General features: G+C 64.5%; 23 protein-coding genes. 6 read left to right on the top strand and 17 right to left on the bottom strand.

What is annotated here, in order from left to right; translation table 11 throughout:
- Window positions 1-3 precede the first annotated feature (3 nt).
- Window positions 4-489 (top strand): ATP F0F1 synthase subunit B, encoded by a 486-nt coding sequence (locus ACLFLU_RS04255; protein WP_334534310.1) that lies wholly within the window; start codon window positions 4-6, stop codon window positions 487-489.
- A gap of 92 nt (window positions 490-581) precedes the next feature.
- Here ACLFLU_RS04255 and ACLFLU_RS04250 read toward each other — a convergent pair whose 3' ends face one another.
- A complete protein-coding gene (locus ACLFLU_RS04250; RefSeq protein ID WP_426411098.1) occupies window positions 582-1,418 on the bottom strand; it encodes an alpha/beta hydrolase in 837 nt (278 codons plus the stop codon).
- 107 nt (window positions 1,419-1,525) lie between these two features.
- On the opposite strand from ACLFLU_RS04250, the gene ACLFLU_RS04245 reads away from it, so the two are divergent.
- Entirely contained in the window at window positions 1,526-2,416 is an 891-nt protein-coding gene (locus tag ACLFLU_RS04245) for a LysR family transcriptional regulator (protein WP_426411097.1), read from the top strand.
- A 74-nt stretch (window positions 2,417-2,490) separates the two neighbouring features.
- Here the strand turns inward: ACLFLU_RS04245 and ACLFLU_RS04240 are convergent, their stop codons facing one another.
- The 5 genes from ACLFLU_RS04240 to ACLFLU_RS04220 all read right to left on the bottom strand — a co-directional run bounded on the left by ACLFLU_RS04240 (window position 2,491) and on the right by ACLFLU_RS04220 (window position 7,746).
- Window positions 2,491-3,141: a hypothetical protein gene (locus ACLFLU_RS04240; RefSeq protein WP_426411096.1), complete on the bottom strand. Its 651-nt coding sequence runs from the start codon at window positions 3,139-3,141 to the stop codon at window positions 2,491-2,493.
- A 105-nt stretch (window positions 3,142-3,246) separates the two neighbouring features.
- Window positions 3,247-3,834 (bottom strand): GNAT family N-acetyltransferase, encoded by a 588-nt coding sequence (locus ACLFLU_RS04235; protein ID WP_426411095.1) that lies wholly within the window; start codon window positions 3,832-3,834, stop codon window positions 3,247-3,249.
- A gap of 37 nt (window positions 3,835-3,871) precedes the next feature.
- Complete coding sequence (locus ACLFLU_RS04230; protein WP_426411094.1) at window positions 3,872-5,161, bottom strand: M16 family metallopeptidase; 1,290 nt, start codon at window positions 5,159-5,161, stop codon at window positions 3,872-3,874.
- Window positions 5,158-6,576 carry a threonine synthase gene (gene thrC / locus ACLFLU_RS04225; RefSeq protein ID WP_426411093.1) on the bottom strand — a complete coding sequence of 473 codons (1,419 nt, stop codon included), beginning with the start codon at window positions 6,574-6,576 and terminating at the stop codon, window positions 5,158-5,160. Before thrC ends, ACLFLU_RS04230 begins: the two co-directional genes overlap by 4 nt.
- A 525-nt stretch (window positions 6,577-7,101) precedes the next feature.
- A complete protein-coding gene (locus tag ACLFLU_RS04220) occupies window positions 7,102-7,746 on the bottom strand; it encodes a response regulator transcription factor (RefSeq protein ID WP_426411092.1) in 645 nt (214 codons plus the stop codon).
- Window positions 7,747-7,833: 87 nt separating this feature from the next.
- Here ACLFLU_RS04220 and ACLFLU_RS04215 point away from each other — a divergent pair, with 87 nt between their 5' ends.
- Window positions 7,834-9,183 (top strand): histidine kinase, encoded by a 1,350-nt coding sequence (locus ACLFLU_RS04215; RefSeq protein ID WP_426411091.1) that lies wholly within the window; start codon window positions 7,834-7,836, stop codon window positions 9,181-9,183.
- Here the strand turns inward: ACLFLU_RS04215 and ACLFLU_RS04210 are convergent.
- From ACLFLU_RS04210 to coxB, 9 genes are all read right to left on the bottom strand, one after another.
- A complete protein-coding gene (locus tag ACLFLU_RS04210) occupies window positions 9,180-9,545 on the bottom strand; it encodes a nuclear transport factor 2 family protein (protein WP_426411090.1) in 366 nt (121 codons plus the stop codon). The two genes, ACLFLU_RS04215 and ACLFLU_RS04210, sit on opposite strands and share 4 nt — an antisense overlap.
- A 107-nt stretch (window positions 9,546-9,652) precedes the next feature.
- Window positions 9,653-10,417: an SURF1 family protein gene (locus ACLFLU_RS04205; protein WP_426411089.1), complete on the bottom strand. Its 765-nt coding sequence runs from the start codon at window positions 10,415-10,417 to the stop codon at window positions 9,653-9,655.
- Complete coding sequence (locus ACLFLU_RS04200) at window positions 10,414-10,815, bottom strand: DUF983 domain-containing protein (RefSeq protein WP_426411088.1); 402 nt, start codon at window positions 10,813-10,815, stop codon at window positions 10,414-10,416. Before ACLFLU_RS04200 ends, ACLFLU_RS04205 begins: the two co-directional genes overlap by 4 nt.
- 96 nt (window positions 10,816-10,911) lie before the next feature.
- On the bottom strand, window positions 10,912-11,808 hold the full coding sequence (locus tag ACLFLU_RS04195; RefSeq protein WP_426411087.1) for a cytochrome c oxidase subunit 3: 897 nt from the start codon (window positions 11,806-11,808) through the stop codon (window positions 10,912-10,914).
- A gap of 63 nt (window positions 11,809-11,871) precedes the next feature.
- The gene (locus ACLFLU_RS04190) at window positions 11,872-12,519 is read right to left on the bottom strand and encodes a cytochrome c oxidase assembly protein (protein WP_426411086.1); all 648 of its coding nucleotides are present in this window, start codon (window positions 12,517-12,519) and stop codon (window positions 11,872-11,874) included.
- Between the two features lie 5 nt (window positions 12,520-12,524).
- Window positions 12,525-12,689: a CoxF protein gene (locus ACLFLU_RS04185; RefSeq protein WP_148754405.1), complete on the bottom strand. Its 165-nt coding sequence runs from the start codon at window positions 12,687-12,689 to the stop codon at window positions 12,525-12,527.
- A gap of 7 nt (window positions 12,690-12,696) precedes the next feature.
- Complete coding sequence (locus ACLFLU_RS04180; protein WP_426411085.1) at window positions 12,697-13,641, bottom strand: heme o synthase; 945 nt, start codon at window positions 13,639-13,641, stop codon at window positions 12,697-12,699.
- A 60-nt stretch (window positions 13,642-13,701) separates the two neighbouring features.
- On the bottom strand, window positions 13,702-15,318 hold the full coding sequence (gene ctaD, locus ACLFLU_RS04175) for a cytochrome c oxidase subunit I (RefSeq protein WP_426411084.1): 1,617 nt from the start codon (window positions 15,316-15,318) through the stop codon (window positions 13,702-13,704).
- Window positions 15,319-15,405: 87 nt separating this feature from the next.
- Window positions 15,406-16,260, bottom strand: coding sequence for a cytochrome c oxidase subunit II (coxB, locus tag ACLFLU_RS04170; protein ID WP_426411083.1), 855 nt, complete (start codon window positions 16,258-16,260; stop codon window positions 15,406-15,408).
- A 448-nt stretch (window positions 16,261-16,708) separates the two neighbouring features.
- Between coxB and ACLFLU_RS04165 the strand changes: the two genes are divergently transcribed.
- The gene (locus tag ACLFLU_RS04165) at window positions 16,709-17,242 is read left to right on the top strand and encodes an invasion associated locus B family protein (protein WP_426411082.1); all 534 of its coding nucleotides are present in this window, start codon (window positions 16,709-16,711) and stop codon (window positions 17,240-17,242) included.
- 8 nt (window positions 17,243-17,250) lie between these two features.
- Here ACLFLU_RS04165 and ACLFLU_RS04160 read toward each other — a convergent pair whose 3' ends face one another.
- Window positions 17,251-17,547 (bottom strand): hypothetical protein, encoded by a 297-nt coding sequence (locus ACLFLU_RS04160; protein WP_426411081.1) that lies wholly within the window; start codon window positions 17,545-17,547, stop codon window positions 17,251-17,253.
- A gap of 104 nt (window positions 17,548-17,651) precedes the next feature.
- A complete protein-coding gene (locus ACLFLU_RS04155; protein ID WP_426411080.1) occupies window positions 17,652-18,158 on the bottom strand; it encodes an N-acetyltransferase family protein in 507 nt (168 codons plus the stop codon).
- An 89-nt stretch (window positions 18,159-18,247) separates the two neighbouring features.
- Between ACLFLU_RS04155 and tldD the strand changes: the two genes are divergently transcribed.
- Together tldD and lepB are read left to right on the top strand one after the other, a co-directional pair.
- Window positions 18,248-19,675, top strand: a complete 1,428-nt coding sequence (tldD, locus tag ACLFLU_RS04150) for a metalloprotease TldD (RefSeq protein WP_426411079.1) — start codon at window positions 18,248-18,250, stop codon at window positions 19,673-19,675.
- Entirely contained in the window at window positions 19,672-20,448 is a 777-nt protein-coding gene (lepB, locus tag ACLFLU_RS04145) for a signal peptidase I (protein ID WP_426411078.1), read from the top strand. The genes tldD and lepB overlap by 4 nt, the downstream gene beginning before the upstream one ends.
- Window positions 20,449-20,457: the final 9 nt, after the last annotated feature.

Here is a 20,457-nt window from a genome sequence, read left to right as displayed (position 1 = left end):
GATATGTTCTTCGATCCTGAAACCTGGGTCGCCATCGCCTTCGTGATCCTGATGGTCGTGTTCGGCTATCTCGGGGTCTTCAATAAGGCGATGGCTGCGCTCGACCATCGCGCCGACCGCATCAAGGCCGAGCTCGACGACGCGACGCGCCTCAAGCAGGAAGCCGCCAAGGTGCTTGCCGACTACAAGGCACGCAGCGCCGCGGCCGAGCGCGAGGCTGCCGACATCATCGCCAACGCCAAGTCCGAAGCCGAACGCATCGCGACCGAGGCCAAGGCGAAGGTGGAAGACTTCGTCGCCCGCCGCACCAAGACCGCGGAGAGCAAGATCGCGCTCGCCGAGGCCCAGGCGGTGGCCGATGTTCGCGCCGCAGCCGCGGAAGCCGCCGTCCAGGCCGCCTCCACGATCCTGTCGCAGTCGGTCAAGGGCCAGGTCGCCGACGATCTGCTCGCCAAGGGCATCACCGAGGTTCGGCAGAAGCTGAACTGAGGGATCTCGTCCTCACCAATCAAAAAGCCGGCGCGATGAGCGCCGGCTTTTTTGTTGGCGGTGGGCCCTTCCGACCAGCGGCCTGTGACCGCTCACATTCCCTTCGCAAACCCAATGATGGGCGACCAGATTGCGTCGGGCATCTCCTTGTAGATGGCGTTGTGATCAAAGCCCTCGATCACGTCGGCAGCCTTCGCTCCCGCCTTCGCGTCGTAAACCCGCTGTCCGAGATCGAAGGGGATCGTCTTGTCCGTTCGGCTGTGAACCCAGAGCAAGGGAAGCGACAGGCTGCGCGCGGCTTCGACATTGTTCCAGACATCCGGCAAATTCAGAATGACCTGCTCGGGCGCACCACCGCGAATGGCGACATCACGCAGGGACGAGAACGGGCTCGCAACGATGACGCAGTCGGGCATGGCTGCACTGTGCGTCGCTGCGTAAAGCAGCGGACCGCCGCCGAGCGAGTGGCTGAGCAGGCAGCGACGCATGGTGGAGGGAAAAGCCTTCAGGAATGCATCGACCGCCGCGACGCTGTCTTCATTCATATTGTCGATGGTTCCCGGAGGACTGCTTCTCCCGTGCCCGGAATAGTCGAAGACGAGTGAGGAGATGCACTTGCCCTGGAGGAATTTCTGAACACCAATCCAATCCGCAACGGTCTCGTTGCGGCCGTGAAAGATGAGCAAGGCCAGCGCGGGCGCACAGGATGCCTCTGCCCGGACCAGGAAGCCGTCGAGCCGGCGGCCGTTGCTCGGAATCGAGACCCGTTCGAAGGGCACGCCGACGTCGGCGGGCGTCGCTTGCGATAGCTCGCCGGGATTGAGCGTGTTCTTTTCGAACGAGCTCCAAGGGCCGTCGGCGGCGAACGTCGGGACCGACCGCATCGCCACGCCCACCAATAGGATCAACACCAAGCGCAAAGATCTCATCCCGCTCCTCCTGCGACCGGTCGCATCATACGACTGGACGCCCGGAACCGGCCCATTCAATATTGAACGGGCCAAACGTCATAATTGAACAGACGGGATGCAATGCGATGAACTGGGACTTCTGCAAGACCTTCATCGCCGTCGCCGAGACCGGAAGCTACGTCATGGCCGCCCGGCGGCTGCGCAGCAGCCACCCGACGGTGGCACGCCAGATCGCGGCGCTGGAAGCCGGGCTCGGCACGCGTCTCTTCATCCGAACCAATGAAGGCCTGGCGCTGACTGCCCAAGGCACGGGTTTCAAGCGGCACGCCGACGCGATGGCTGCGGCGGCCCTAGGCGCGGAAGCCGCAGCCGGCGCGCGCGGCGTCGCCACGCGCGGCTCGGTGAAGCTCTCGATCGGGCCGACGCTCGCCGCCTACTGGCTGATGCCGCATATGCGCGAGTTTCTGCAGCGTCACCCGCAGATCGAGATCGACCTCATCACGCATCCATTTCCGGTCAGCGTGCGCCGGCGCGAGGCGGACCTCGTCATCCGCATCACGCAGCCAGGCGACGAGAATCTGATCGGGCGCAAGATCGCACGGCTCGGCGTCGGCTTTTATGCTGCGCGCAGCTATGCCGCAAGGAACGGGCTGCCGGATCATCACCGCGATTGGGCCGGTCATCAGGTCATCGCGTTCGCCGACGACCGCGCCAACGCCGAGCTCGGGCGCTGGAGCGATCACGTGACACGCGCCGGCACGGTCGTCATGCGCTGCTCCTCTCAGGCCGACATGCTTTCGGCCATTCAGGCCGGGCTCGGCATTTGCGTGCTGTCGTGCTTCGTCGGCGACGCTCATGATGAACTCGTGCGGGTCGCGCCGCGCAAGCTCGCCGGCCTTTCCGACATGTGGCTGCTTGCGCACCCCGACCTGATCGAGCTGCCCTCAATGCGCGCCGTGATGGACTTCATAACCGCGCGCGCCAGGCTGGATCGCGAATTGCTGCGAGGTCAATAATCCAGGTCAATGACGCAGAGCGGTCGGCTTCCCGCAAGCTGGGGGCATGACCGCGAAATCCGACCGTCCCGCCCCTATTTCTTCTTCCCGCGCGCCTTCGGCTCAGGCGACAGAACCTGCGGGTCGAAGCCGACATAGAAGATGTAGGTATCGGCGACTGCGGCTGACGGCACTGGATAGGACAGGTCCTCGGCAACGAAGGTGAAGGGCACGCTGCCGCTCTCGGACATCTCGACCGTGGTCCGGTAGGCCTTCGAGGCGATCACCTTCTCGCCAACGCCGCCCTGCACCACGGCGACGCGCAGCGGCACCTCGACGGAGTTCGGCGCACCCGCGGGGCCTGCGATGACACGGCCCTGGATGCCGATGCGCGCGGTGATCTCACTGCCATTGCGGACACATTCGCGCGCCATCTTGGTGATCGAGGCTTGGAAACGCACGTCGTTGCCGACGGCCGGTTTGCCTGTCGCCCCGACCCCGTAGGTGGACGCTCCGGCGCGCACCGTGACCTGCGGACAATCCACATCGTCATCGGCCGCCGGCTGGCCCGGCGCGGGCGCCGGCTTGGCCGGCTCGTCGGATTTGCCGCCGAACAGGCTCTTGAAGCGATCGGTCAGCGACTGCGCCTCGACCGGCGAGATGGATACGAATGACACCGACAGCGCCAGTGCGATCAACGGACCCCGCCGCAGCGCCTTCCGCAATGATCGAAGCTCGTTCATCAACGCCTGTACTCCATGACAAAATCCCGGCCGATCGCCGATTGGTTCCGGGTTATATCGCCAAAATCGGCGATCCCAAGGCAGGAAAAAGCTGACGATAGCACGCGTTCAGCCGCGAAAATCCTCGTGCAGCAGGCCGAACAGCAGATGGTCCTGCCAGACCCCGTTGATGCAGAGATAGCGGCGCGCCAGCCCCTCGCGCGAGAAGCCGCACTTCTCGAGCACCCGGATCGACGGCGCATTGGTGGGGATGCAGGCGGCCTCGACCCGGTGCAGGTTGAGCTCGCCGAACAGCGTCGGCAGCAGCACCCGCAGCGACGCCGTCATGTAGCCGCGATGGGCATGGGCCTGGCCGACCCAATAGCCGATGGTGCCGGCCTGGACGATGCCGCGCCGGACATTGGCCAGCGTGATGCCGCCGACCATGGCGCCATCGAGCTCGCGGAAGATCAGGAAGGGATAAGAGCGGTCCGCGGCGATATCCTCGGAATAGCGGCGCAGGCGGCGACGGAAGCCGGACCGGGTCAGGTCGTCCGACGGCCAGATCGGCTCCCACGGCGTCAAATAATCGCGGCTGGTCTCGCGCAGATGCGCCCACTGCAGGAAATCCGACATCTGCGGCGCACGCAGCAACAACCCGTTGCCGCGGGGGGCGAGAGCAGCAGGTCCACTGGATGGCAGGCGAAAGAGGGCCATGGTGATGCTTCCCGGGGCGGGTCGCCCAGCGCGGCTCCTAATGCAGCCGGGCCTTGGCGCGCGCCTTCGTCAATCCTTCCGCAAAAGACACCGCCGTGTCCAGACCCCTGCCGCTGCCCAATGCAACTACCGCAGGGCGGCTGCGCGAAAGCAGTGCACGCGCCGCGTCGCGGGTCGATTCGACACTGACGGCGTCGATCCGGGCCACCAGTTCCTGCGCCGTCTGCGGCCGGCCATAGGCCAGCACGTGCCGGGCGAGCTGTTCGGCGCGCGAGGAGCAGCTCTCCAGCGCCATCAGAAGGCCCGCCTTCATCTGTGCCTTGGCGCGCGCGATCTCGGCCTCAGTCAGGGTCTCGACCGATTCATTCATGATGTCGACCACGACTTCCATCATCTCCGGCGCGTCGGCGGGATCGGTGCCGGTGTAGAGGCCGAAGAAACCGGTGTCGGTATAGGGCGCGTGGAACGAGTAGATCGAGTAGCAGAGGCCGCGCTTTTCGCGCACTTCCTGGAACAGCCGCGATGACATTCCGCCGCCGAGGATGTTGGTAAAGACCTGGAGCGAGAACAGCGACGAGTCCGTCTGCGGCACGCCCTCCAGCGCCAGTGTCAGATGCGCCTGCTCGAGCTCGCGATGCACGACCTTGGCGCCGCCCTTGCCGAACTGAGCGGCCTGCGGCTTCGGCCCCGGCGTCGCGTTAAAACTCGCAAAGCGCTTCTCGACCTCGGCGACCACCTGCTTGTGATCGACGGCGCCGGCCGCCGCCACCACCATGTCGGGCCCACGGTAATGCGTCGAGAGATAGTCGCGCAGCGAGTCGCGGTTGAAGGCGCGAAGGGTCTTGGCGGTGCCGAGCAGCGAGCGGCCCATCGGCTGGTCGGGATAGCAGAGCTCGTTGAGATGCTCGAACACGACGTCGTCGGGCGTGTCCTGGGCCGCGCCGATCTCCTGCACGATGACGTTCTTCTCGCGCTCGAGCTCTTCGGGCTCGAAGGCGGGGTTGGCCAGGATGTCGGCAAGCACGTCGAGCGCCAGCGGCACGTCGGCCTTCATCACCCGGGCATAATAGGACGTGGTCTCGGTCGAGGTGCCGGCATTGAGGTCACCGCCGACCGCCTCGATCTCCTCGACGATCTCGCGCGAGGAGCGCCCCGTCGTGCCCTTGAACGCCATATGCTCGAGCAGATGCGAGATGCCATGCTCGTTCGGCTTCTCGTCGCGGCCGCCGACGCCGGCCCAGACGCCGAGCGCGGCAGTCTCGAGATGGGGCATGTTGTCGGTGACGACGGTCAGGCCGGAGGCAAGCTTGGAGATTTCGACGCTCATCCGGCAACTCCCTGTTTCGCGGCGCGGCTGACCGACAGCACGAACCGCTCGACCTCGGCCTGATCGTTCTTCATGACCTTCATATGTTCGGATTTGGTCATGAGACCGTCGAGCCAGGCCGGCAGTTGCGGCCGCTGGCCGCAGGCCGCATCCACGGCGTCAGGGAACTTGGCCGGATGCGCGGTCGAGAGCACGATGTTGGGCACGGTCGTGTCGGTGGTGTCGCGATCGGCGACCGCGAGCGCCACGGCGGTATGGGGATCGACGAGCTCGCCGGCCTCGCGCCAGGCGGCGCGGATCGCAGCCGCGGTTTCGGTCTCGTCGGCGCGGCCGGCGTCGAATTCTTCGCGGATCGCAGCGAGCGTGGCGTCGGGCAGGACGAAACGGCCCGACTGCTTCAGCGAATCCATCAGCCGGCGCACGCCGGCCGCATCGCGCTTGCTGGCTTCGAACAGCAGCCGCTCGAAATTCGAGGAGATCTGGATGTCCATCGACGGCGAGGCGGTGGCGTGCACCTCGCGCACTTCGTAGATGCCGGTCTTGAGCGTGCGGGCGAGGATGTCATTGACGTTGGCGGCAATGCGCAAGGTTCGCACGGGAAGACCCATGCGCTTGGCGACATAGCCTGCAAAAATATCGCCGAAATTGCCGGTCGGCACGATGAAATCCACCGCGCGCGCCGGTGCGCCGGCGGCGACGGCGGAGGTGAAATAATAGACCACCTGCGCGACGATGCGGGCCCAGTTGATGGAGTTGACCCCGGACAGCGACGTCGCATCGCGGAAGCGATGGTTGTTGAACATCCCCTTCACGAGCGCCTGGCAGTCGTCGAAATTGCCCTCGACGGCGAGCGCGTGGACATTGGCGGCGCCCGTCGTCGTCATCATGCGCTGCTGCACCTCGGAGATGCGGCCGTGCGGGAACAGCACGATGAGGTCGACATTCTCCAGCCCGGCAAACGCATCAACAGCGGCGCCGCCGGTATCGCCGGAGGTCGCAACCACGATGGTGGTACGCTGGCCGCGCTTGGCCAGCACATGATCCATCAGCCGCGAGATCAGCTGCATCGCCACATCCTTGAAGGCGAGCGTCGGACCGTGGAACAGCTCCAGCACGAATTGATGCGGCGACATCTGACGCAGCGGCACCACGGCCGGATGACGGAAGGTGGCATAGGCCTCGTTGGCCATGCGGCCGAGGTCCGCGTCGGAAATCTCGCCGCCAACAAATGGACGGATGACGTCGACCGCGACCTCCCAATAGGGGCGACCAAAGAAACCGGCGATGGTCTCGACCGAGAGCTGCGGCCAGGTCACCGGCACATACAGGCCGCCGTCGCGGGCAAGCCCGGTCAGCATCACGTCGCAGAAGCCAAGCTCAGGGGCCTCACCCCGGGTCGAAATATAACGAGTCAAACTGCCCTCCAAAGGCCGCCCCGACCTGAATGCGGGCCTTAAGCCTTTGATTTTATGATGTTCCTAGTTGATAGCCAGAGGCTTTGCGGCACCATAGAGTGTTTTGCGGGGCCGCACCATCCCAACGAAAAAGGGCTGCGGCGATGCCGCAGCCCCTCTCTTGGAAGGTCTGTCGTTGACGTGTGCAGACCCGGTTTTCCGCGTTGGGACGCCTGCCCCGAAAATCGTTCGTTCGAGCTATCGTCACCTGTCACGAGATCGTCAAGGAGAAAAACGGCGCGCAACGCCGAATGTTCCATTTTTTCCCGATATGTCCCGGCGGAGCCGACCATTAAACTGCCAGGCCGCCGGTCCTGTTGCCTCTTTTTCCCGAATCAATGCAGCGGATAAGGAACGAACGCCTCGCCGGCCCATTGTGTCGGCGGATGGTATCAGCCGTCGTCCACCCATTGCCCGGACGCGCGGCACCGATCCGTCGGCCGAACCCGCTGCATCCTGGAGCAGCCGGTTCGGCTCCTGACGGTGTCAGTTCATCCCGATTTCCACCGCGATCCGGATCAGGTCGGAGTGGTTCTTGGCGCCCAGCTTCTGCTTCAGCAGGGACGTGGTGTTAGCCACGGTCTTGTAGGAGATGCCAAGCGCCTCGGCGACCTCGACGATCTTGTTGCCGCGACCGAGCAGGCGGAGAATCTCGAGCTCCCGCGGCGTCATCTGCGAGGCTGGATTGGCCTTGATCGCAGCGCCGGAGAACGTCACGGCCTCCGCAAGCTGCGGCGAAATGAAGTTGTCGCCAGCGACCACCTTGCGCACGGCCTTGAGCAGGATCCGGGGATCATCACCCTTGGAGACATAGCCCTGCGCGCCCAGTTCCACCGCGCGCACCACGAAGGCCGGATCATCATTCATGCTGAACATGATGATCTTGGCGTCCGGATCGTCCTTGCGGATCCGGCGCATCAGTTCGAAGCCGGAGACATCGGGCAGGCTGATGTCGATCACGGTCACATCGGGCCGCTTGCTTATATAGGCGCGGTGGCCTGATTTCGCGTCGGTCGCCTCATCGATCCGGATCGAATGGTCGGACGAAAACAGGGTGCGACATCCTGACAGCACCACGGGGTGGTCGTCGACGATCAGGACCCTGGTCGCCGGCTTGGCGGTATCTTGCATCGCGCGCTCTCTTGTTCTCTGGACTCATAGACCGGCGGGAACAAATGGAAAGAGAAAACCCCGCCAATGCGCGTTAGAATTGACCTAATGTGGCAACGACTCTCATTCAGGACCCAGCTATTTCTTCCGCTCGGCGTGAGCTTTGTTGCCGCGCTGGCCATGGGCGGCGTGTTACTCCAGACTTTTGCTGCCGGCCAACTGGCCGACGAGAATGAGCCCGGTCGAAGCTCAACCCGGACAGTCGCTGTCGCGCTCAACAGCACCCTGAGCGCATCAGACAATCCGCGGAAGATGCTCGACGCCTTTGTCAATTCTTTGGGCACCTCCTCTGATATCCAGTTCCGTCCTGTGGAGGAGGGTCCCTCGCCGTCCGTGAGGGACGGCCTGCGAGATGTGCATGGCGTACCGCAATGGTTCGTGAACCTGATCGCCATTCCGGACATCGACGCGGCATCTCCCGTCATCATCGACGGCAGGCGCGTTGGCGACATCGTCTTCGTGCCCGACCTGTCGGCCGACCTGTTCGAGAAATGGATCGGCCTTCTGGCCCTGACGAGCCTCATCGCCGTGCTGATGGTATTGACCGGAACGATCGCCCATCTTTTCGCAGGATCCGCGCTACGTCCGCTGCACGATCTCGGCGCGGGCCTCACCCGCATCCGGCGCGGCGATTATGCGATGCCTATTCCGGTCGCCGGCCCGCCGGAAATCCGACAGAGCTGCGAGGAAGCCAACGCGCTGGCAACGACACTCGTTCAATTGAGCCAGGACAATCGCGACCTGTTGCATCGGCTGGTGTCGCTGCAGGACAATGAGCGGCGCGATCTCGCCCGCGAGCTGCACGACGAGCTTGGGCCGCTGCTGTTCAGCATCCGCGCCGGCACGATCGCGTTGAGCGAGGCCTCGCCGCAAACGGGAAATCTCGGCAATTCCGCGCAAGAAGTGATGCGATCGGTCGAGGCGCTGCAGCAGACCAACCGTCGCATCCTCGACCGGCTTCGGCCGCTCTACATCGAGGAATTGGGGCTCGAGGCCAGCGTGCAGACGCTGCTCCGGAGTTTTCGCAGGCAGGCGCCGCATATCGGCCTTACTGCGACGATCGCCCCTGATCTCAACGAGATCGACGGGCCGCTGGCCCAGACCGTCTACCGCGTGATCCAGGAGGCCTTGACCAACGTGCTGCGTCACGCCGGGGCGCGCAACGCCCATGTCAACGCCCATGTGGAGGCGACCATTGCGGGCGATGCGCTCGCCGTCGAAGTCTCCGATGACGGCAGCGGCTTTCCCGCTGAGAACGTGTTCGGCCGCGGTCTGACCGGAATGCATGAGCGCGTCCGCGCACTCAGCGGATCGCTGTCACTCCTGCGCGCGGACGAACGAACCTATGTGCGCTGCCGCCTGCCGCTTGGGGACGCCCGCAACGCGATTACCAGTTAGCACGCACCGCAATCGTGCGGGCCCTGCCGCGCCGGCTCGCACACCGTGCTGTGGATCTTGCCTTCCGCACTGAAGCGAAACGAGGCGCGGATGCGCAGCGCGCCCGCGACGGAATATTCGAGATCGATGCCGCTCTGCGCGGGATGGATCTCCTCCAGGCCGAAGCCCGCCGAGGAGAAGGCGCTGAGTTTCGGTCCCCAATAGGTTTCGAGCTCGCGCCGGCCGCGATAGCGATGCGTGCCGTTGCACGCGCATTCCACCTCGCCATCGTCAGCATAGAGGTCGAGCAGCGTCGCAAGGTCACCCTTGCGGCAGGCATCCACCCAATCGACAACAAGTCCCATCTGATCGAAATCGCGCACGCCAGCAATCCTGTTTGCCACGGAAAAATTCAGAGGCGCTTAGGATCACCCTCGTGAATATGGGCTGAATAATAAAGACCGGGCGATACCGGGTTCGCACCGGGAACTTACGGACTGGGTTCGCTCTTTCGCCGTCCCCTCACCCAGACCGCAAATGCGATCAGCACCGCGCCCGCGAGCGCGAACCAGGTGATCGCGTATTGCAGATGGTCGTCTTTCAGATTCACGTCGAGCGGCCCCGGACGTGGAATGTTGTTCTCGGGCGCCGGCTGCTCGAGGTCGACGTAGAACGGCGCGACCGCGCCCCAATGAAGCGCGCTTGCGATCGCCGGATGATCGCGCACGAACCATAGCCGCTTGTCGCGGTTTTCGGCCGGCGTCAGCCAACCCGGTGCTTCCGGAAAGCGCAGATAGCCGGTGAGCGCGACCGGCGCACCGGTGACGAGCTTCTTCACGGCGCGATCCTCGACGCTGCGATCCTGCATCGTGTTCTCGACGAAGCCCGTATCGATCACGACGATCTCGCCGGTCGGCAGAAGTACCGGCAGGAAGGCCCAGGTGCCGGGGCCGGAGGCATCCTTGCGCACGGCGGAGCCGGACGAATAGACCATCGCATCCGGCGAAGCCGCATAGGTCGCCGTGAAGCTGACGCGGCGAAATTCATCGCGTGCAGGCGTCAGCGCCGCCCATTGTGCCGGCGGCGGCAGCGCGATGGGTGCTGCTGCGAGGCGCTCGGTGAGTGCGGCGATCAGTTCGTGCTTGGCGGTGCGGCGCTGCAATTGCCAGACACCGAGCGCGACGAACGCCGCGGTCAGCAGAAGCGTGAACAGCGCGAAGCCGGCCACGCGGGGCGTGCGCGCAGCGTCGTTCATTTCGCGCGGTCGACCAGCCGGCCCGGCGCCGCCTTGTGGTGGAATTGCAACGCGATCAACAGCGACTTCATGGCGCGCAGCGGCAGCAGCGTGGTGGCGAGGATCAGCGGCAGCCACAGCACCGCATGCAGCCAGTACGGCGGCTGGTACTTGACCTCGACGACGAGCGCGCAGCCGACCACGATCGCACCGGCCAGCATGATGATGAAGATCGCCGGGCCGTCACCGGCGTCGATGAAGGCGTAGTCGAGGCCGCAGCGGTCACAGGATGGCGCGAGCGTCAGGAAGCCCGCATAGAGCTTGCCCTCGCCGCAGCGCGGGCATTTGCAGGCGAGCCCGCGCAGTGCGCTTTGCAGGACGGTGGATTGGGTCTCGGGTGTGCCGGCGGTTTCGTTCATGACACGCAAGTCTATCACAGTTTCAGTTAGGCCTCGGCCATCGGAAAGAAAAAGGGCGGCCCTGCGGCCGCCCTTTCCAGATCGATTGGCTGCGGCTCAGTGCGCGCCGTGGGCCATGGTCTCGGCGCCGTGTCCCCAGACATAGATGCACAGGAACAGGAACAGCCACACCACGTCGACGAAATGCCAGTACCAGGCGGCGAACTCGAAGCCGAGGTGCTGCGTCGGCGTGAAGTGGCCGGCATAGGCGCGCGCCAGGCACACGATCAGGAAGATCGTGCCGACCAGCACGTGGAAACCGTGGAAGCCGGTCGCCATGAAGAAGGTCGCGCCATAGACGTTGCCGCCGAACGAGAACGCCGCGTGGCTGTACTCATAGGCCTGCACGCAGGTGAAGGTCGCGCCCAGGAGGACGGTGAGGATCAGGCCGTACTTCAGGCCCTGGCGGTCGTTCTCGAGCAGCGCGTGGTGCGCCCAGGTGACCGTGGTGCCGGAGGTGAGCAGGATCAGCGTGTTCAGCAGCGGCAGATGCCAGGGATCGAAGGTCTCGATGCCATGCGGCGGCCAGGTGCCCGGCGCGGTGCACGCGCCGGCCGCAGTGCCAAGGCCGCAGCCGAACACGGCGTCGCGGGTGGCGTGGACGGCGTCGGCCGGGAACAATGCGGCGTTGAAATAGGCCCAGAACCAGGCAACGAAGAACATCACCTCGGAGGCGATGAACAGGATCATCCCGTAGCGATGGCTGATCTGCACGACCCTTGTATGGTCGCCCTTGTACTGGGCTTCCTTGATCACATCGCCCCACCAGCTCGCCATGGTGTAGAGCACGCCAACGGTACCGATGCCGAAGATGATCGGCGCGGCCGAGACCATGTGGTGCATCCAGGTGATCGCGCCGACCGCCATGATGAAGGCCGAGACGGAGCCGACCGCCGGCCACGGAGAGGGATCGACCAAGTGGTAGTCGTGATGCTTGCCTTGCGCGGTAGCCATTGCGGTCTGTCTCCTCAATCCCGTGCCTGTCCGGCACTTATCCCCTTATTCCAACCCTGAGCGTCAACCCGGCGGCTGGAGATTTCCCTTACGTTTGTCGTCATCACCGGATGCAAGCGGCTTCACCACCGGATCCTTCACCGGATAGAACGTGTAGGACAGCGTAATGGTGCCGAGCCCGTCATTGTCGTGGTCGTCGACGATTGACGGATCGACATAGAACACCACGGGCATCTCGCGCTTCTCGCCGGGCGCCATGGTCTGCTCGGTGAAGCAAAAGCAGTTGATCTTCTCGAAATAGGACCCGACCGTCAGCGGCGCGACGTTGTAGGCGGCTTGCCCGGAGGTGGTGCGCGCGGCCTGGTTGGTCACGGTGTAGTAGATGGTGGTGACCTGGCCGATATTGACCTCAACCTCGGTCTGCTCAGGCTCGAACTTCCAGGGCAGGCCGGGCGCGACGTTGGAATCGAAGCGCACTGCGATCTTGCGTGCGATCGGGCCCGTGGCAGGCGCCGAGGTCGCGACCTGGGTCGTGCCGTTGAAGCCGGTGGCGCGGCAGAACCAGTTGTAGAACGGCACCGCCGCATAGGAGGCACCGACCATCAGCGCGACCACGCCGCCGCAGATCGATGCGACCAATGCGTCACGACCCAAACCACGGCGCACCGGCTTTGGGGTCACGTCCTGCGATATAGTCGGTTCTCGATCCATCTCTCTCACATTGGCCGAACTAGAACCGCCGGTCCCTTGACCATGGTGACGGCGAAAAACAGGATGACGAGAACACCGAGCGCAAGCGCGATCGCAATCGAGCGCTGACGACGGCTCTTCTTCTGCGCCTCGGTGAGGACGATTCCATCTGGCTCGGGTTTGTCAGCCATTCCTGCCTCATGCGCCCCCAACCATCGGAGCAAGTGCCCGGAACACGACCTCGGCCAGCAAGGTCGCGAACAGCGCGAACAGATACAGGATCGAGAAGGCAAACAGTTTTCGCGTCGCGCGCAACGATTGGCTGCGTTCGCGGCGGATATAGACGTTGATGGCAAGCACCAGCATGCCGGCGCCGAGCACCAGCGAGGTCACGCCGTAGATCGCGTCGAAATAGCCAAGCGCCCAGGGCGCCGCAGCCACTGCGATCAGCACGATGGTGTAAAGCAGGATCTGGAGACGGGTCGCGTCGGGGCCGGCGACATTGGGCAGCATCGGAATGCCGGCGCGCGCATAGTCGTCGGAGCGGAACAGCGCCAGCGCCCAGAAGTGCGGCGGCGTCCAGAAGAAGATGATGGCGAACAGCAGCAGCGGCTCGACGTCAACCCTGCCGGTCACGGCGGCCCAGGCCACCACCGGCGGCAGCGCACCGGCGGCGCCGCCGATCACGATGTTCTGCGCGGTCCAGCGCTTCAGGCCCATCGTGTAGATCACGACGTAGAAGAAGATGGTGAAGGCGAGCAGCGCGCCCGCGATCCAGTTGACGAGGATGCCGAGCGTCATCACCGAGAAGAAGGCCAGCGTCATGCCGAACGCCATCGCCTCGGGCCGGGTGATGCGGCCGCGCGGGATCGGGCGGTTCGCGGTGCGCGACATCTTGGCGTCGATGTCGCCCTCGAGCGCCATGTTGAGCGCGCCGGACGCGCCGGCGCCGACGGCGATGCAGAGCAGCGAGGTGATCGCCAGCACCCAGTGGAAGTGTCCCGGCGCCATCGCCATCCCGACCAGCGCGGTGAAGATCACGAGCGACATCACCCGCGGCTTCAGCAGCGCGAGGTAGTCGCCAACCTCCGCCTCGGAGATGCGGGGATTGATGTCGAGGGCGTTGTGGTCGAGGACGGACACTAATTTAACTCGCTTCATTACAGAGCCGCGGCGCCCGTCTCGGGCGCCGCGGGAGTTGGCTTACTGCACGCGGGGCAGCACTTCGAACTGATGGAAGGGCGGCGGCGAGGACAGCGTCCATTCCAGCGTGGTGGCGCCCGCGCCCCAAGGATTGTCGCCCGCCGGGACCTTCTTCATGAAGGCATCGATCACGCAGTAGAGGAAGATCAGCACGCCGAAGCCGGAGATGTAGGAGCCGATCGACGAGATCAGGTTCCAGCCGGCGAACGCATCCGGATAGTCGACATAGCGGCGCGGCATGCCCGACAGGCCGAGGAAGTGCTGCGGGAAGAACACCAGGTTGACGCCGATGAAGGTGACCCAGAAGTGCGCCTTCGCGATCGTCTCGTTGTACATGTAGCCCGTCATCTTCGGGAACCAGTAGTACCAGCCGGCGAAGATCGCGAACACCGCACCGAGCGACAGCACGTAGTGGAAATGCGCGACGACGTAGTAGGTCTCCTGCAGCACGCGGTCGACGCCGGCGTTCGCCAGCACGACGCCGGTGACACCACCGACCGTGAACAGGAAGATGAAGCCCACCGCCCAGATCATCGGGGCGCGGAATTCGATCGAGCCGCCCCACATCGTGGCGATCCAGGAGAAGATCTTCACGCCGGTCGGGACCGCGATCACCATCGTGGCGGCGACGAAATAGGCCTGCGTCGCGCTGGACATGCCGACCGTGTACATGTGGTGCGCCCACACCACGAAGCCGATGCCGCCGATCGCGACCATGGCATAGGCCATGCCGAGATAGCCGAACACGGGCTTGCGCGAGAAGGTCGAGACGATCTGGCTGATCATGCCGAAGCCGGGCAGGATCAGGATGTACACCTCGGGATGGCCGAAGAACCAGAACAGATGCTGGAACAGCACGGGATCGCCGCCGCCGTCGGGTGCGAAGAACGTCGTGCCGAAATTGCGGTCGGTGAGCAGCATGGTGATCGCACCGGCGAGCACCGGCAGCGACAACAGCAGCAGGAACACCGTCACCAGGATCGACCACACGAACAGCGGCATCTTGTGCAGGGTCATGCCCGGCGCGCGCATGTTGAAGATGGTGGTGATGAAGTTGATGGCGCCGAGGATCGACGAGGCGCCCGCCAGATGGAGCGAGAGGATCGCGAAGTCGACGGCCGGGCCCGGGTGACCGGAGCTCGACAGCGGCACATACATGGTCCAGCCGGCGCCGACGCCGTTCGCGCCGGGCTCGCCCTCGACGAAGGTCGACATCAGCAGCAGACCGAACGAGGCCGGCAGCAGCCAGAACGAGATGTTGTTCATGCGCGGGAACGCCATGTCCGGCGCGCCGATCATCAGCGGCACGAACCAGTTGCCGAAGCCGCCGATCATCGCGGGCATGACCATGAAGAAGATCATGATCAGGCCGTGCGAGGTCACGAATACGTTATAGGTGTGCGTTTCGTGGAATATCTGCACGCCCGGATACATCAACTCGGCACGGATCGCGACCGACATCGCGGCACCGATGATGCCCGCGATGACCGCGAAGATCAGGTACATCGTGCCGATGTCCTTGTGGTTGGTCGAATAGACGTAGCGCCGCCATCCGGTCGGATGGGCGTGCTCGTGGTCATGCGCGTGATCGCCGTGTGCCGCTGCGCTGGTTGCCATTTTCAAATCCTGCCTTGCGTCCCATTCGGACCTTTGGAGGTCCCGCCCTTTATGTCGCTTTCAGTCCCTCAAGCCGTCGCCCGGCGCTTACTGCGTCGGGCCGGCTGCGGAGGCGAAAGTGCTGGTGCCGCCGCTCGCGTATTTTTTCTTTGCCGATTCGACCCAGGAGGCGAACTCCTGGTCGTTCACCACGCGTATGGCGATCGGCATGAAGGCGTGGTCCTTGCCGCAGAGCTCCGAGCACTGGCCGTAGAACATGCCGGTCTTGGTGGCCTTGAACCAGGTCTCGTTCAGCCGCCCCGGAATGGCGTCGATCTTGACGCCAAAAGCCGGCAGCGCAAACGCGTGGATGACGTCGGCGCCGGTGACCTGAACACGAATCACCTTGTTGACCGGCACCACCATCTCGTTGTCGACGCCGAGCAGACGGGGCTGCTTGTCCTGGGCCATCAGCGAGTCGAACTCGAACTTGCCGTTATCCGGGTAGGCGTAAGACCAGTACCACTGCTTGCCGGTGGCCTTGATGGTCAGATCCGCCTTCGGCACGTCGAGCTCGAGGAACAGCAGGCGGAACGACGGCACCGCGATGCCGACCAGGATCAGCACCGGCACCAGCGTCCACACCACCTCGATCAGCGTGTTGTGGGTGGTCCGCGACGGCACCGGATTGGCCTTCGAATTGAACTTCACCACCACGACCACGAGCAGCGCCAGCACGAACAGCGTGATCACGATGATCAGTACGGACAGGAAGTCGTGGAACCAGACGATATTGTCCATCACCGGAGACCCGGAGGCCTGAAGGTGCCATTCCCACGGCTCAGGCTGCCCGAGCTCAGCAAATGCCGAACCGCCCGTCGCCAGCGTGATGCCAGCCGCCACCAAGGCGATGGTGGCCAATCCCAGCAAATGCCGGCCCACCCGACTCTTCGACATCCTCATGCCGCTCGCGCTCCCCTTACGAAATCACCCCAAGTGCATTGCCCTATTTCCGGGAAATGCTTATTCGACCCGCCCGTCCGACAAACCGCCGCGCAAGAATACCTCTAAGAGGAATTGGGGCCAGATCGCTCAAACGCCGAAATCAAGCCTCTCAAACCATAATTCTTGATCTATCGCAATGCAGTCTTGAGCCCCCTCTGTCAGCCATCACCCGCAAGATATTTCCCAGCAACATCAGACAAAAATACCGTTTCCCGGGATGCCGCGCCTTGACAGCTGAATTGCCCGCGGTACGCACTGGCGGACAGTTGCGCAGGAACCTGATTCGTGCCGGCGGTGGCGGGCCAAGGCGGCGCGGGATTTGCTTGGGAATTGCCTTCAAGACGCCGTCATTGCCGTATCAGTCCACCAGCGCGAGCGACCCGGGCGAGCAGAGGGACCGACCCCGATGGGGCTTTCGAGATGCATGGCAAGGACGACTAACCGCCTCACGGTCCTGATCGGCCTGCTGTCCGCCGCCCTTCTCCTTGCATTGCCGGGCCTCGCCCATGCGCAGGGCGCGGTGCGCTCCGTCCATGGCGACTGGCAGATCCGCTGCGACACCCCGCCGGGCGCCCAGGCTGAGCAATGCGCCCTGATCCAGAGCGTGGTGGCGGAAGACCGCTCCAACGCCGGCCTCACCGTGATCGTGCTCAAGACCGCCGACCAGAAGAGCCGCCTGATGCGGGTGGTCGCCCCCTTGGGCGTCCTCCTGCCCTCCGGCCTCGGGCTGAAGCTCGACAACCAGGACGTCGGCCGCGCCGGCTTCGTCCGCTGCCTGCCCAATGGCTGCGTCGCCGAGGTCGTCATGGACGACAAGCTGCTCGGCCAGCTCCGCAGCGCCAAGACCGCGACCTTCATCATCTTCGAGACGCCCGAGGAAGGCATCGGCTTCCCGCTCAGCCTGAACGGGCTCGGCGAGGGTTACGACAAGCTGCCGTAGGGCGCCCCTTACCCCCTGTCGACGCGAAAAAGCTCCGCATCGCACCAGGTGCAGCGGAACATACGGCCACTTCCCCGCACGGCCATGCTGACGGCCTTCTGCCCACACGTCGCGCAGAGAACGCCATCCGCCGAGGCGCAGCCGGGATGAGCGGCGAGATAGTCTTCGCGCGAGGGATAGGAGGTCCAGAACAGGCGGTAGATGACCTGATTGAGCAGCAGGAAGAAGCCCAGCACGGCAAAGCCAATGATCAGGCCTTGATACCGATCGATGAAATCAACCAGCGGCAGGAAGGGCTTCCACATGCGTCGCGTCTCGCAGACTGGCAGGGACGCGCCGACATAGCCAAAACTCATCAATATCGGCTTAAGCTGATCGTTTGAAACTGATCTCGCGACGATCCGAGGCCTCAAGTCGTTTGGTCGCCCTGGAACAGGACCGCCATCTGGATCACGCTCTCATACACGCCATCGATCTTGACGGCATTGCGCGACAATCCCTCGACGGCGAAGCCCACCCTTTTGTAGAGCGCGATCGCATTCAAATTGTTCTCACGAACCGTCAGCTCGACCCTGGTCATGCCCGCCGCCTGCGCGGCGGCGAGCGCCCTGAGCATCAGCCTCTCGCCAAGCCCCTGCCGCCGGAACGGCGGCAGCAAGGCGATCCCGAGCACGCCGCAATGCGCATGCACTGGCCGCGCCTTGCGAACCACGTCACACCAGCCAACCACCTCCCCCGCCGAAATCGCGACAAACTGGGGATGGCCATTCGCGATATTGTCCAGAACAAAGGCCCGCGTTGATTCGATCGGCGGCGCTTCCAGGAATGCAAGATACCGGCGTTCGCGCGACACGGTGTCGAGCGCGCGGTGGAAGCTTTCGATATGCGTTTCGGATATGGCAATGATTTCAATCATGTCGTTTCGGTAATGTGACGGTCCGCCCTCTCGCCGAACGGCTACGAAGCCATTATCTTGCCCGACATCTCTCCGACAATGGGTGATCGATGACCAACCCTGCCACAACCTCCCTGCTCGACCGCGCCAATCTCGACCGCGACCAGGTTCGCCACGAGGTCGCGCGCGGCCTTGCCGGCGCTGACGACGGCGAATTGTTCCTGGAATACAGCCAGACCGAAGCGCTGATGTTCGACAATGGGCGGCTGAAGCAGGCGACCTATGACACCTCGCAAGGGTTTGGCCTGCGCGCCGTGAAGGACGATGCGGTCGGCTATGCGCATTCCTCCGACGTGTCGCTGCCGGCGCTGATTCGCGCCGCCGACGCGGTGGCCGGCGTCCGCGGCGGCTATTCGGGCAGCTTTGCCGCCCCGCCCCCGCACACCAATGTGCGGCTGTATTCCGACGACAATCCGCTGGACGCGCCGGGCTTCGAGACCAAGGTCAAGCTGCTCGCCGAAATCGACGCCTACTTGCGCGACAAGGATCCGCGGGTGCGGCAGGTCAGCGTCAGCCTGGGTGCGACCTGGCAGGTGGTCGAGATCCTGCGGCCCGACGGCGAGAGCTATCGCGACATCCGCCCGCTGGTGCGCGTCAACGTCTCCGTCGTCGCCGGCCAGGGCGACCGCCAGGAGAGCGGCAGCAAGGGTTACGGCGGCCGCGCCGGCTATGCCGAATTCATCGAGAGCAAGTCCTGGCGCGACGCCGCCGACGGCGCGCTGCGCGAAGCGCTGGTCAATCTGGAATCGATTCCGGCTCCCGCGGGGGAGATGGACGTCGTGCTCGGCGCCGGCTGGCCCGGCGTGATGCTGCATGAAGCGGTCGGTCATGGCCTCGAGGGCGACTTCAACCGCAAGAAGACGTCGGCCTTCGCTGGCTTGATGGGCCAGCAGGTTGCGGCCAAGGGCGTCACCGTGGTCGATGACGGCACCATCGCCTCAAGGCGTGGCTCGCTGTCGATCGACGACGAGGGCACACCGACCAATCGCACCGTGTTGATTGAGGACGGCATCCTGGTCGGCTACATGCAGGACCGCCAGAACGCGCGGCTGATGAACATGAAGCCGACCGGCAACGGCCGCCGCCAGGGCTATGCCCACGTGCCGATGCCGCGCATGACCAACACCTACATGCTCGCGGGCGACCGCGACCCGGCCGAGATTCTCGCGTCGGTGAAGAACGGCGTGTTCGCCGCGAATTTCGGCGGCGGACAGGTCGACATCACCTCGGGCAAATACGTCTTCCAGTGCACCGAGGCCTACAAGATCGAGAACGGCAAGATCGGCGCGCCGCTGAAGGGCGCCATGCTGATCGGCAACGGGCCGACCGACCTGCATCGCATCCGCATGATCGGCAACGATCTCGCGCTCGATACCGGCATCGGCACCTGCGGCAAGAACGGGCAGGGCGTGCCGGTCGGCGTCGGCCAGCCGTCGCTGTTGATGGAACGCATTACGGTGGGTGGAACGGGCGCATGAGCGTTGAAAAAGTAACTGTCAGCACCAAGCGGAAGAGCAGCGGTTGGGGCGGACAGCTGGTGCAGCTCGCCGGCATCGTCGCCGCCGTCTTCATCGCCAAGGGCGCGCTGGCTGAACCGTTCTACGTGCCGTCGGGCTCGATGGAGCCGACGCTGCTGATCGGCGACGCCCTGCTGGCTTCGAAATTCCCCTATGGCTACGGCACCTCGTCGCTGCCGATCCAGATCAACCTGCCGGAAACCGGCCGCGTCTTTGCGGAAACGCCGAAGCAAGGTGACGTCGTCGTGTTCCGCTGGCCCGGCGACCGCTCGCAGGCCTGGGTCAAGCGCGTCGTAGGGCTGCCCGGCGACCGCATCCAGATGCGGCAGGGCCAGCTCTTCATCAACGATCGCCCCGCCGAATTGAAGCCGGATGGCGTTGGTGCCGCCGAAGACGACAATGGCGGCAGCGAGCCCGCTTACCGCTATGTTGAGACGCTGCCGAACGGCGTCAAGCACCTGATCTTCAAGATGCGCGACAACGGTCCGCTCGACAACACGCAGGAAGTGACGGTACCGGCCGGACATCTGTTCGTGCTCGGCGATAACAGAGACAACTCCGCCGACAGCCGCGTGCCGCTGCGCTCCGGCGGCGTCGGCCTGCTGCCGATCGACAATCTCGTCGGCCGTGCCGATGCGGTGCTCGGCTCCTGGGATCTCGGCATGCGCGGCCAGCCGGTCTGGACCTGGCTCTCCGGCTTCCGCCTCGCGCGGTTCTTCACCGCCGTGCACTGAGCCGAGCTC

The organism is Bradyrhizobium ganzhouense (assembly GCF_049949285.1).
Taxonomy (GTDB): Bacteria; Pseudomonadota; Alphaproteobacteria; order Rhizobiales; family Xanthobacteraceae; genus Bradyrhizobium; species Bradyrhizobium ganzhouense.
This window is presented reverse-complemented; position numbering and strand designations above follow the sequence as displayed.